5 protein-coding genes are annotated in these 13618 nt (G+C 66.8%); 4 read left to right on the top strand and 1 reads right to left on the bottom strand.

Annotated elements, in window-relative coordinates:
* Window positions 1-35 precede the first annotated feature (35 nt).
* Window positions 36-782: a polyphosphate--glucose phosphotransferase gene (gene ppgK, locus ABZ948_RS27545; protein ID WP_359763845.1), complete on the top strand. Its 747-nt coding sequence runs from the start codon at window positions 36-38 to the stop codon at window positions 780-782.
* Between the two features lie 47 nt (window positions 783-829).
* On the opposite strand, the gene ABZ948_RS27550 is transcribed toward ppgK, so the two are convergent.
* Window positions 830-1414 (bottom strand): DUF6542 domain-containing protein, encoded by a 585-nt coding sequence (locus ABZ948_RS27550; protein WP_359763846.1) that lies wholly within the window; start codon window positions 1412-1414, stop codon window positions 830-832.
* A 171-nt stretch (window positions 1415-1585) separates the two neighbouring features.
* Here ABZ948_RS27550 and ychF point away from each other — a divergent pair, with 171 nt between their 5' ends.
* The 3 genes from ychF (at window position 1586) to ABZ948_RS27565 (ending at window position 13569) form a co-directional block, all read left to right on the top strand.
* Window positions 1586-2674 carry a redox-regulated ATPase YchF gene (ychF, locus tag ABZ948_RS27555; RefSeq protein ID WP_359763848.1) on the top strand — a complete coding sequence of 363 codons (1089 nt, stop codon included), beginning with the start codon at window positions 1586-1588 and terminating at the stop codon, window positions 2672-2674.
* Window positions 2675-3168: 494 nt separating this feature from the next.
* The gene (locus ABZ948_RS27560; protein WP_359763850.1) at window positions 3169-6834 is read left to right on the top strand and encodes a laminin G domain-containing protein; all 3666 of its coding nucleotides are present in this window, start codon (window positions 3169-3171) and stop codon (window positions 6832-6834) included.
* A 177-nt stretch (window positions 6835-7011) separates the two neighbouring features.
* Complete coding sequence (locus ABZ948_RS27565; RefSeq protein ID WP_359763852.1) at window positions 7012-13569, top strand: RHS repeat domain-containing protein; 6558 nt, start codon at window positions 7012-7014, stop codon at window positions 13567-13569.
* Window positions 13570-13618 lie beyond the last annotated feature (49 nt).

Below are 13618 nucleotides of genomic sequence, written 5' to 3' on the forward strand. Positions count from 1 at the left end.
CTGTGACTGTCAGTCGTTCGTCGTAACGTAGGGCCATGCAGATCTTCGGTGTGGACATCGGCGGTTCCGGGATCAAGGGTGCCCCGGTGGACCTGGACAAGGGCGACCTGGCGCGGGAGCGCCACAAGGTCCTCACCCCGCACCCGGCCACGCCCGACGGGGTGGCCGACGGCGTCAAGCAGGTCGTCGACCACTTCGGCTGGACGGGACCGGTCGGGATCACGTTCCCGGGCGTGGTCACCGACGGAGCCACGATCCGCACGGCGGCGAACGTCGACGACAGCTGGATCGACACCGACGCCCGCGCGCTGCTCGGCGAGCGGCTGGGCGGCCTGCCGGTGACGGTGGTGAACGACGCGGACGCGGCGGGCGTCGCCGAGATGCACTTCGGCGCCGGCCGCGACCGCCGGGGCACGGTCATCCTGCTGACGTTCGGCACGGGCATCGGCAGCGCGGTCTTCGTCGACGGCGTCCTGGTCCCCAACACCGAGCTGGGCCACCTGGAGCTGGAGGGGCACGACGCGGAGAAGCGCGCCTCCAGCAAGGCCCGCGAGGACCACGACATGACGTGGGAGCACTGGGCGGTGCACCGCGTGCGCACGTACCTCGCCCATGTCGAGATGCTGTTCTCGCCGGACCTGTTCATCATCGGCGGCGGCGTCAGCCGCAAGTCCCACAAGTTCCTGCCCTACATCGAGGGCATCAAGGCGGAGATCGTCCCGGCGCAGCTGCAGAACAACGCGGGCATCGTGGGCGCGGCGATGCGGGCGGCCGGGCACTAACCGGCCGGGTACTAACCGGGTGGGCACTGACCGGGTGGGCGTCGCCGTCACACCGGCGGACGGGCCCCGGCCGTCCGCCGCCGGTGCACCAGCCTGATCCGCCGGACGATCACGATCAGTCCGGCGATCAGGGTCCCGCCGTACAGCCACCCGGCCTGCGTGGCGAGGGCCGTCACCAGCCCCATCAGCCTGCCGCCGGTCCCTCCGTCGCCCTCCGCCAGCGGCAGCAGCCCCACGGCGAACGCGATCGGCACGACCACGGGCGCCGTCATCAGGTCCCCCCGGCGCACCCAGAGGGCGGTCAGCACGCACACCGGCAGGAACAGCACGCCGTACGCCGTCAGCGACGCCCCGAACAGCGCGGCGCACAGCGCGCCCAGCAGGAACATCACCACCGCGCAGAACAGACCGCTGCCCAGCCCGGTCAGCCGCGGGTTCGGCAGCCGCCCGGCGGCGGGCGCCGGCGCGGGCGCGGGCCGCCGCACCGGCGCCGGACGGCGCTGCGCCCCCGGCGGCCGGGCCGTGCGCGCGGGTGCGCCGCCCGCCCCCCGTTTCGCCTGGGGCGGCAGGGGCGGCCTCGGCCGGTCACGTCGCGGTGCGTACTGAGCAGGTCGCGTCCTGTATTGCTCCACCGCACCAACTTAGGTCGTTCAATATGCCGAATGGCCCGTCAGACACGCCGGGGGCCGAGGCTTGGCCAAGCGTTCGATACGCCTCCCGGGGCCGTTCCGGGTACGCCGTAGACTGGTGGATCGGCCGGTCCCCTGGCCTCCTGGCCCTCTCCACTCACGGGAAGTCGCAACGTGTCGCTCACGATCGGAATCGTCGGTCTGCCGAATGTCGGCAAGTCGACCCTGTTCAACGCCCTGACCAAGAACGACGTGCTGGCGGCCAACTACCCGTTCGCCACGATCGAGCCCAACGTCGGTGTCGTCGGCGTGCCCGACCCGCGCCTGACGAAACTGGCCGAGATCTTCTCCTCACAGCGGGTCCTCCCGGCCACGGTCGACTTCGTCGACATCGCCGGTATCGTGCGGGGCGCGTCCGAGGGCGAGGGCCTGGGCAACAAGTTCCTCGCCAACATCCGCGAGTCCGACGCGATCTGCCAGGTCATCCGCGCCTTCAAGGACGAGAACGTCGTGCACGTCGACGGCAAGGTCTCGCCCAAGGACGACATCGAGACGATCAACACCGAGCTGATCCTCGCGGACCTCCAGACGATCGAGAAGGTCCTGCCGCGCCTCCAGAAGGAGTCGCGGATCAAGAAGGACATCGCGCCGAAGGTGAAGGCCGTCGAGGAGGCCAAGGAGATCCTGGAGAAGGGCGACACCCTCTTCGCGCACGGCATCGTCCAGGGCACCGAGCGCAACGAGCTCCTGCACGACCTGCACCTGCTGACCACCAAGCCGTTCCTCTACGTCTTCAACGTCGACGAGGACGAGCTGGTCGACGAGGACTTCAAGAACGAGCAGCGCGCCCTGGTCGCCCCCGCCGAGGCGATCTTCCTCAACGCCAAGCTGGAGGCGGACCTCGCCGAGCTCGACGAGGACGAGGCCCTGGAGCTCCTGCAGTCCGTCGGCCAGGAGGAGCCCGGCCTCGCCACCCTCGCCCACGTCGGCTTCCGCACCCTCGGCCTGCAGACCTACCTGACGGCCGGCCCCAAGGAATCCCGCGCCTGGACCATCAAGAAGGGCGCCACCGCCCCCGAGGCCGCCGGCGTCATCCACACGGATTTCCAGAAGGGCTTCATCAAGGCGGAGGTCATCTCCTTCGACGACCTGGTCGAGACGGGGTCGGTGGCGGAGGCCCGCGCGAAGGGGAAGGCGCGGATGGAGGGCAAGGAGTACGTGATGCAGGACGGGGACGTGGTGGAGTTCCGCTTCAACGTCTAACCGGTGACTTGACGCCACTTCGTTGATCTGGCAAACGGGCAGGTCAAAGGGGTCTGACTCTTCCGAGTCAGGCCCCTTGATTTTTTACTGTGCTGGACTCGTATTGGATGCCGACGGAACGCGCGGGCGTCACGAGCGTGCGTGCCGTGCGGCGGAGGCTGTAGCCCTGGCTGCCGGACCTGCGGCCGGCCTGGTGTGCACACCCGGTGAGTTGAGCACCGGGTCGCTCTCCACGGAGCACTCACATGCGCGAGCGGTGTCCAACTGCTGCACAGGTCAGCAAGTTATGTCTAGTGCATGCCAATAGGATTTTCGACACTATTGACCGTCGCGCCGGATCGTCACATGATCGCCACAGTGTGTTGTTAAGGAAAAATTAAGGGGCGGGTGGGGCGGGCGTGTTCACGCGAAGACGGCGGCACGGCTGGCGGCATGCGGCGGGTAGCGGTGCGGTGGCCGTTGCGTTACTTGGGGGAGCGCTCCCCGGAGTCGCGGTGGCGGGCGTTCCTGTCGCGGTGGCGGAAGGCCAAGCCGCCGCCGGAGCTGGAAAGACTGCGGAGTCGGTGGCAAGTGCCCTGGCAGCCGAGTCTGGTGAGCGAGTAGCCGTGGAAGGGGCGACGACCGAGTCCTCTCGGGTCTTCGCCAACCCGGACGGCACCTTCACGCAGGAGATGAACGCGGCTCCGATTCGAGCGCGCAAGGACGACGGTGCATGGGCCGCCATCGACACCACTCTCGTGCGCGACGCTGACGGCGAGATCCGGGCCAAGAACACGACGGCTGACGTCACCTTCGCGGGCGGGGGCAACGGTGATGGCCTGGTCAGGCTGGAGGACGAGGGCCACTCGCTGAAGCTCGGCTGGCCGACCGCACTCCCTGAGCCTGAACTCAAGGGTGCCACTGCCACCTACCCTGACGTCTTTCGAGACGTCGATCTGCAATTGACCGCTCTGAGCACCGGTTACACCTCGGTCCTCGTGGTCAAGACTGCGGAGGCCGCGGATAACCCGGCGCTCGCGAGCATCAAGATGACTGCCTCCGGCGATGACCTGGACATCGCCCCTACGGCCGACGGCGGCTTCGTCGCCAGGGACCAGGACGGCACCCCTGTGTTCGAGAGTCCGGCCGGACGGATGTGGGACTCAGCCGGCGACAGCCCGACCAGCACACCCGCCGAAGTGACCCCAGGGGTCAGCACGCAACTCGCACGCACGGCACCGGCAACCGGCACGAGGACAGCGGAAGAAGCGGAGCCCGGGGAAACAGCCCCTCTCCCCGAGGCCAAGGGTGAACCTTCACCTTCAGAGGGTCCTGGCAGCGGTGACGCGACGGCCGAACTCCCGCTCAAGGTGACGGACACGAGCCTGGAGATCACGCCGGATCCGGTCCTACTGCGCGGCGAGGACACCGTCTTCCCGCTCTACATCGACCCGCCGACCAAGGGCATAGCGCTGGGTGACTGGACTGCTCTGGCTTCGAACGGGACCAAGTACTGGGAGTTCGACGGGGACAAGGGAGTGGGGCGCTGCTCGAACTACGGCGGCTACCTGTGCTCCAACAGCCCGTACACCCAGCGCATGTACTTCGAGTACCCGCTGTCGTCGATACACGGCAAGAAGGTTCTGGACGCGACGATGGAGGTGTACCAGGAGTGGACGTTCACCTGTGAGCCGCGCTGGTACGACCTGAGCCGTGTGGACAAAGGCATCTCCTCCAGCACCACCTGGTCGTCCCGCCCCAACGCGGTGGACCTGATGGGTGACCGGGAAGTGGCCTACGGCCGGGGCGGCTTGTGCACTCCGCCGCAGCCGGCGAATTGGGTGCGCTTCAGCGACAACGTGGGGGACGAGAGCAACGAGAACCTCACCACCACCCTCGCGTCCTACGCCTCGAAGAAGGCATCGCAGATCACCTTCTCCCTGGCGGCGCACGACGAGTCGAACGCGGCGGCCTGGGCGCGGTTCCGCAACGACGCCAAGCTGTCGGTGACGTACGTTTCTTACCCGTCCAAGCCGACTTCGTACGGTGTTCAGCAGGGCACCACCGGGCGGGCCTGCAACGCATCGACGCAGTCCTTCGCCACCAGCGACACCACCCCGAAGATGCTTGCCGCGGTGCAATCGGCCGACGGCTCCAACTCCCAGCTGCGTGCCGCGTTCGAGGTGTGGAAGGCGGACGGATCCAGCCGCGCCTGGTCCGCCGCCTCACCGGACAGCACCTGGGTGGCCGACAACGCCCCCCGCACCGCGACGTCCAGCACGCTCCCGGCTCAGACGGACTACCGGATGCGGGTCAAGACGCAGGCGCACTACAAGACCGACCGTGGCGCCACCGGGGTCCTGGACTCTTCCTGGTCGTCCTGGTGCTACTTCCGGATCGACACCGACTCGCCCCCTCCTCCGGTGGTGAGCAGCGCGGACGGCATCTACAAGCCCGCTGAGACCGACCCCGCGGCGGGCGGCGTGGGCACGCCGGGCAAGTTCACCTTCACCCCCGGAGATGCCAACCCCACCACAGCCGGCATCCAGTCGGACGTGGTCACCTACAAGTTCAAGCTGAACAGCGGCGCGATGTCCCCGCCGATCCCCGTCGCCAAGGGCGCGGCCACCACCCAGACGATCACGCCGAACCAGGCCGGTGAGAACACCATCCAGGTCTGGGGCTTCGATGCCGCTGGGCACAGCTCGCTTACCGGCTACTACAGCTTCCTGGTGAAGGGCGCAGAGAAGCCCTCGGGCATCTGGCACCTGGACAGTTCCCTCACCGACGCCACCACGGCCACCCCGCATCCGCTGACCTCCTCGGGTGCCACCTGGGACTCCCTGTCCCGCAGCGGATCCGCCGCAGCGAAGTTCAACGGCACCACTGCCTACCTCTCCACTTCTGGTGCGGTGCTGGACACCACCAAGTCCTTCACTGTGTCGGCCTGGGCACGCCTGGAGAAGAAGGACGTCAACTACACCGTCCTGTCGCAGGCGGGAACGAACGCCTCCGGATTCCAGCTGTACTACTCCACCGCCTACAACGCCTGGATCTTCAACCGCCACCAGACCGACGTCACCAGTCCGACGATCGTGCGGTCGATCGGCACCAAACCACCCGTCTTGAAGGCATGGACACACCTGGCGGGCGTCTACGACGCCGCCGCGCAGAACCTGCAGCTCTACGTCAACGGCATCGCGCAGGGCAAGCCGGTACCGTTCACCGCCACACCCTGGAAAGCGTCCGGTGGTCTGCAGGTCGGACGGTTGTGGGACGACGCCGCAGGCAAAGAGAACTTCGCTGGGACCATCGACGAGGTGAAGGTGTGGTCCCGGGCGCTCGCGGACACCGAGGTCGCCCACGAGGCGTGGCTGGAGGACGAGGATCTCAGCGACGGCACCGCCGGCGATCCGGTCCCGGCGCTGGTCGCCAAGTGGGACGCCACGGACATGGCCAACGCGACCGGTACCACGGTCAAGGACACCAGCGGTTTCGGCCGTAACCTCACCCTCAACGGGGCCGCGCTCACCCACATCACCACCGGTGATCCGGAGATCGGCGAAGAGGTCACGACCACGCAGACGATGTCCCTGAACGGGATCAGCGCGTATGCCACTGCCACCGGCCCGGTCGTCGACGACTCCGGTTCGTTCACCGCGACCGCCTGGGTCACGCTGGACCCGGCCAAGTTCGCCGACATCAGCAAGTCCTACGCGGTGCAGGTGTTCGGGCAGTCCGGGACAAGCCAATCGTCCTGGGGTGTCTGGTACGAGCAGCCCTCCGGCAGCACGCAGGGGCGATGGACGTTCGGCCGACCCGACAAGGACGGCACCGGGGCGGCCTGGACCGAAAACGAGTCCACCGCATTCACCACGGCCCAACTGGGCGTACCGGTCATGCTGACGGTCGTCTACGACGCCCAGGCCGCAGCGGACCCCGACGACACCTCCCAACTCGGCGCGCTCAAGCTCTATGTAGACAGCGCACAGATGGGCGACGAGGACGGCGTTCCGTACTACGCCCCGTGGCAGGGCAGCGGAGCCTTCGAGATCGGCCGGGCGAAGATCAACGGCACTGCTGCCCGTTACTTCCCCGGAATGATCGACAGCGTGCGCGTTTGGGCCGGAGCCACCTCAGCCGACGTGATCGCCAACCGGCGCAACACCGAGCAGCAGTAGGAGTGAGGTAGGGCGGGCATCCCCGCCCTACCTCACTCCTCCTCTCCTCCGCCAGCTTCGGTGCTCGAACGGGCGCGCGTCCCAGCGCGGACGCCCCGCGAGATTAGGCATCTGGGCAGCGAGGCCGCTGCCAGGCGCATCCTTTTCTATTCCTTTTCCTAGAACCGGGAAGTCACCGTGTCCTCAAGACCCTTCCGCAAGCGGTTGCCAGGGGCGGTCGTACGCCGCTGGCTTGGCCGCGGCGCGGTCGTCGCCTCCCTCTCTCTGCTGCCCCAGGTCGTGGTTCCCTCGGGATACGACTTCGCTGCGCAGGCCCAGTCCGTGGCTGCTCGCAAGAAGCTCGAGGACCGGCCTGAGGCGAAGATCGACAAGGTAGGGGTGCTCAGGCCCGGCACGTCCAAAGCTCCGAAGGACAAGTCCGCCTCGGCGTCCCGCAAGACCCGCGAGAGGCTGAAGGAGGCTGCCTGGCCGAAGTCCGGGAAAGCAACCGCCGAGGTCACGGTGAGCTCCGAGGCCACTGTCACTGTCGGCGGGCTCGGAATGGAGCTGACGCAGGAGCCCGTCGCAACGACAGCCAAGTCCGCGAAGGCCGGGGCAAAGAGGAAGGCGACGGGGCCGGCGGAGAAGGTGGCGCTTCGCGTCCACTCCCGGGCAGCCGCGAAGAAGGCGGGCGTCAACGGCGTCCTGCTCACTGTCGACCCGTCGCACACCGAATCCAGGAAGGGGGCGGAGGACACCGACGGGCTCCGGGTCTCCCTGGACTACTCATCGTTCTCCGACGTCTACGGCGGAAACTTCGGCCCCCGCCTGAGCCTCGTGAAGCTCCCGGCGTGTGCGCTGACCACGCCGGAGAAGAAGTCCTGCCGCACCCAGACCCCCGTGGCCGGCACGGACAACGACGCCCAGTCCCAGACCCTGACCGGCACTGTGCCCGCCCGCAGCCTCAAGGCCGGCACGCCGATGCTGCTGGCCGCCGCGGCCGACAGCTCGGGTGGCGGGGGCGACTACAGCGCCACTCCGCTGTCCCCGACGGCGACTTGGGAGGCCGGCGGCAGCACGGGTGACTTCACCTGGAACTACCCCCTGCGAGTCCCCCCGGCCACGGCCGGTCCCTCGCCGAACCTGTCCATCTCCTACAACTCCGCATCCGTGGACGGCCGTACGGCCGGGGAGAACAACCAGACCTCGTTGATCGGTGAGGGTTTCTCGATCACCGAGTCCTACATCGAGCGCAAGTACAGCTCCTGCAAGGACGACGGCCAGTCCGGTAAGGGCGACCTGTGCTGGAAGTACGCCAACGCCACCCTGGTCCTCAACGGCAAGGCCGTCGAGCTGGTCAACGCCTGCGCCGACAAGTCGGCCTGTGACACCGCAGCCCTGTCCGAGGCATCCGGCGGCTCGTGGAAGGTGAAGAACGAAGACGGCACGCGCATCGAGCACCTCACCGGAGCCAGCGGCAACGGCGACAACAACGGCGAGTACTGGAAGGTGACCGACGCCTCCGGCACCCAGTACTACTTCGGCAAGCACCGGATGCCCGGCTGGAGCGACAAGGGCACCACCGACACCGCCGACGATGACCCGTCCACCTACTCCACCTGGGCCGTCCCCGTCTTCGGCGACGACTCCGGCGAGCCCTGCCACAAATCCAGCGGCTTCACCGACTCCTCCTGCAATCAGGCATGGCGCTGGAACCTCGACTACGTCGTGGACACCCACGACAACGCCAGCACCTACTGGTACAGCAAGGAGACCAACTACTACTCCAAGAACGCCGACACCACGGTCAACGGCACCGGCTACACCCGCGGCGGCTATCTCAACCGCATCGACTACGGTCTGCGCAGCGACCTGATCTACTCCAAGCCCGCCGCCCAGCAGGTCCGCTTCACATACGGCCAGCGCTGCATCGTCACCAATGGCTGCTCCAGCCTCACCGAGGACACCAAAGCCAACTGGCCCGACGTGCCCTACGACATGATCTGCGCGGCCAGCACCAAGTGCACCACCCAGATCGGTCCTTCCTTCTTCACCCGCCAGCGCCTCGTCGACATCACCACCTCGGTGTGGACCGGCACCGGCACCACCCGGCGGGACGTCGACACCTGGCATCTGTCCCACGACTTCCCCGACACCGGCGATGCCTCCTCGCCGAGCCTGTGGCTGAAGTCCATCCAGAACACCGGCAAGGCCAACACCACCACGGCCGCAATGCCGCCCGTCGTCTTCGGCGGCATCCAGATGCCGAACCATGTCGAAGGCAGCGGCCAGGACAACCTGCGCTACATCAAGTGGCGCGTGCGCACCATCAAGTCCGAGACCGGCTCGACCCTCACCGTCAACTACTCCGACCCTGACTGCATCTGGGGCAGCAGCATGCCCTCGGCGGTCGACAAGAACACACGGCGCTGCTTCCCTGTGAAGTGGTCCCAGTCCGGGACCACCCCGGTCACCGACTGGTTCCACAAGTACGTGGTCACGTCCGTTCTCCAGGACGACCCCTACGGTCACAGTGACACCGGCGAGACCTACTACGACTACCAGGGTGGCGCCGGCTGGGCCTACTCAGACGATGAGGGCCTGACCAAATCGTCCAACCGCACCTGGTCGCAGTGGCGCGGCTACGGCAAGGTCGTGACGACTTCGGGCAACTCGGAGGGCCCGCGCTCCAAGAAGTCGACGCTCTTCATGCGCGGCCTGAACGGAGAGAAGGAACTCGACGGCACGGCCCGCGTGGAGAAGGTGACCGACTCCACCGGCACCGCCATCGACGACTCCCGCCAGTACGCCGGCTTCGTCCGCGAGACCATCGCCTACAACGGCGCCGAGGAACTCAGCGGCACCATCAACACCCCCTGGTCTCACAAGACCGGAAGTCATACCTACGGCTGGGGTACCACCGAGGCGTGGATCGTCCAGGCCGGTGAGACAACCACCCGCACCAAGATCTCCACCGGCACCCGCACGGTCAAGCAGAAGACCACGTACGACACCACGTACGGCATGCCGATCACCGTTGAGGACAGCGGTGACGCCGCCAAGACCGGTGACGAGTCGTGTGTGCGGACCAGCTACGCCCGCAACACCTCGGCATGGCTGGTGGACAAGGTCTCGCGCACCGAGACCTACTCGGTGCCATGCGCGACCATCCCGTCGATCCCCGCCGACGTCGTCTCCGACATCACCACGGCCTACGACGCCAAGACGGTCGGCGCGGCGCCCACCAAGGGTGACATCACCGCCACATACCGAGTCGCCAGCTACGACGCGGCGGACAAAACTCCCGTCTACCAGCAGGTCTCCAGCTCTACGTTCGACAAGCTGGGGCGCCCGGTCACCGAAACCAACGCCCTCAACCGCACGGTCAAGACAAGCTATGTGCCCGACGACACCGGCTACGGACCGCTGACGTCCAAGACCACGACCGACCCCAAGCTCTTCACCGCCACCACCGAGGTGGACCCGGCCTGGGGAGCGGCCTCCAAGACCACCGACGCCAACGGCAACGTGACTGAGTGGTCCTTCGACGCGCTCGGCCGCCTGAAGTCGGTCTGGAAACCGGACCGCTCGCGCACGCTCGATGACGCGGCCAGCATCGTCTACGCCTACAGCATCAACAACGACAAGGAAACCTGGGTCCGCACCGACGCACTCAAGGCAGACGGCAAGACCTACAACAGCTCATACGAAATCTTCGACAGCCTTCTGCGGTCCCGCCAGAAGCAGGTCCCCGCGCCGAACGGCGGTCGGGTGATCTCCGAGACGCTCTATGACGACCGCGGCCTGGCGTACATCTCCAACGGCCAGGTTCACGACGACAGCGCCCCCTCGGGCACCCTTGCCAACACCTACACCGGTTCGGTCCCCGCCTCCACGGAGACGGTATTCGACGCCGCCGGCCGCGCCACCGACTCGGTCTTCCGCGTCTACGGGCAGGAGAAGTGGCGCACCAAGACCGACGCACAGGGCGACCGCACGGCCGTGACTGCCGCAGCAGGCGGCACCGGCACCCTCACGATCGTCGACGCCCGAGGCCGGGTCACTGAGCGACGCGAGTACGGCGGCCCGGCCCCGACCGGCACCGACTACACCCGAACCCTGTATGAGTACACCCCCGGCGGCCAAATCAAGAAGATGACCGGTCCGGACGGAGCGGTCTGGACCTACGGCTACGACCTACGCGGCCGCAAGACCACTTCCACTGATCCCGACAAGGGCAGCATCACCACCACCTACAACGACGCTGACCAGCCGCTGACGGCCACCACGACCCTCGACGACGTCTCCCGCACCCTGATCAACGACTACGACGAACTCGGCCGACCGATAGGCACCTGGGACGGGACAAAGGACAACGCCCACCAACTCACAAAGTTCACCTACGACTCCCTGGCCAAGGGACAGCCCACCGCGGCAATCAGATATGTCGGCGGCACCACTGGCAAGATCTACTCCCAGTCCGTCACCGGCTACGACGCGCTCAACCGCCCCAAAGGCACCAAGACCGTCATCGCCGCCACCGACCCCCTGGTCGCTGCCGGTGCGCCGCAGACCTTCATCACCTCCACCGCCTACAACATCGACGGCACTGTCCAGTCCACCTCGATGCCCGCGGTGGCCGGCCTGCCCGCCGAGACCGTCAAGAACACGTACAACAGCCTCGGGCTGCTCACCGGCACCGACGGCATGACCGACTACGTCCAGCACATCGGTTACTCGCCCTACGGTGAGATCGAGGAAACCCGCCTGGGCACCTCCACGGAAGCCAAGCAGCTCCAGGTTCTCAACCGCTATGAGGACGGCACTCGCCGCCTGGCCAACACCCACACCCTCGACCAGACCAACGTCGGCTACACCAGCGACGTCGACTACCTCTACGACGCCACCGGTAACGTCAAGTCGGTCACAGACAAGGCCAACGGCAAGGACACCCAATGCTTCGCATACGACGGCTATCGCCGCCTGACCGAAGCCTGGACCCCGTCCTCAAATGACTGCGCCACCGCCCGCTCTGCATCCGCTCTCGGAGGCCCGGCCCCGTACTGGACCAGCTGGACCTACAAGCCCGGCGGTCTGCGCGATACCCAGACCGAGCACAAGACCACAGGCGACACCAAGACCGTCTACGGCTACCCGGCCGTCAACGACTCTGGCACCGGCCAGCCCCACACCCTGACCTCCGTCACGGTGGGCAGCGGCAGCGCCAAGAACTACACCTACGACGAGCACGGCAACACCACCAGGCGCTACGGCCCTACCGGGACCGCGCAGAGCCTCACCTGGAACATCGAAGGAGAACTCACCCGCCTCACCGAAGGCGCCAAGACCACCGACTACCTCTACGACGCCAACGGCGAATTCCTCATCCGCCGCGGCCCCGACAAAACCGTCCTCTATCTGGCCGGTCAGGAACTGCACTACGACGCAGCCGCCGAGAAGTTCACCGCACAGCGCTACTACCCGGCCGGCGACGCCACCGCTGTCCGCACCGAGACCGGCCTGTCCTGGATGGTCGACGACCACCACGGCACCGCCTCCATGACGGTCGACGCGACCACTCAGGCGATTACCCGCCGCTACACCAAGCCCTTCGGCGAGGCCCGCGGCGTCGCACCATCGGCCTGGCCCGACGACAAGGGATTCCTCGGCAAACCCGCAGATGCTGACACGGGACTGACCCACATCGGCGCCCGCGAGTACGACCCGACGCTGGGGCGATTCCTCTCCGTCGACCCCGTCCTCGCCCCCGACGACCACGAGTCCCTCAACGGCTACGCATACGCCAACAACACCCCCGTCACGCTCTCCGATCCCACCGGACTCCGCCCCGATGGCATGTGCGGCGGATCCTCCAGCTCCTGCGGCGGAGGCACCGAAACCTGGACCTTGAACAGCAAGGGCGGTTGGGACTGGTCGTATACGAAGACGTACACCAAGAAGTTCACATATCAGACCGGGAACGGCGGTACCGGCACTGGCACCATGACCACCACCGTTCGCACGGAGGTGGGCCACAAATCTGTGCGGATCGTGTTCAAAAAGGGCCCCGAACCGAAGCCCGCGAAAAAGGACGGGCAGTGCAGGTCCTGCTGGGCCATGGGAACCAACCCGAATTACTCGCCAGGCGCCACCGACGACTGGATCGACCGACCCAAGCTTGAAACCTGGCAAAAGGTCGTGCTTGGCGCGATCTCGGTTGTGGCGGCCGGCGTGATCCTCGCTCCCGTGGCCATCGCCGTGGGACAGGGATGCCTGGCCGCAGCCCCAGTGTGCGCCGCGGAAATCGCGGAGGCAGCCACAGGCGGCGCATCTGGGGGGAGTGCGGTAGTGGGAGCCGGTGCGATCGCTGGCACAACCGGTCTCGCCCGTAGAACCACGAATACTGGTGCATTCTCCGAACTGCAGGTCCCGATGCAGAAGCGTGTAGTCAACGAAGTCGCTGGCAAAGCGGGTGTTGGACTCGATGGCGTCAAGGTCAAGATCAACCGTGACTCTGACTTGATCGGGCGGGGTCTGTACGGACACACCTCTCCGGATGGAACCATTACTCTTTACCCGGACGCGTTCTCTTCCACTGAGAACCTGGTCAAGACCCTTGGGCACGAGCGCATGCATGTCATGCAAACTCAGGTGTTCGGAAAGGCGTCGTCACTTGAGCAAGAAGCGGCCTGGGAGAAGGCTGCTTACGCGGCCGAAGAGCAGTTCTGGAACCTGTATAAAGGAAAGCTGGAGTGATGTCAGCTAGGCGGGACTGGTTGAGAGTGCTAGCCGCGGCGACAGATAG

Origin of the sequence: Streptomyces olindensis (assembly GCF_040645895.1) — a bacterium.
In the GTDB taxonomy this organism is placed as follows: Bacteria; Actinomycetota; Actinomycetes; order Streptomycetales; family Streptomycetaceae; genus Streptomyces; species Streptomyces olindensis.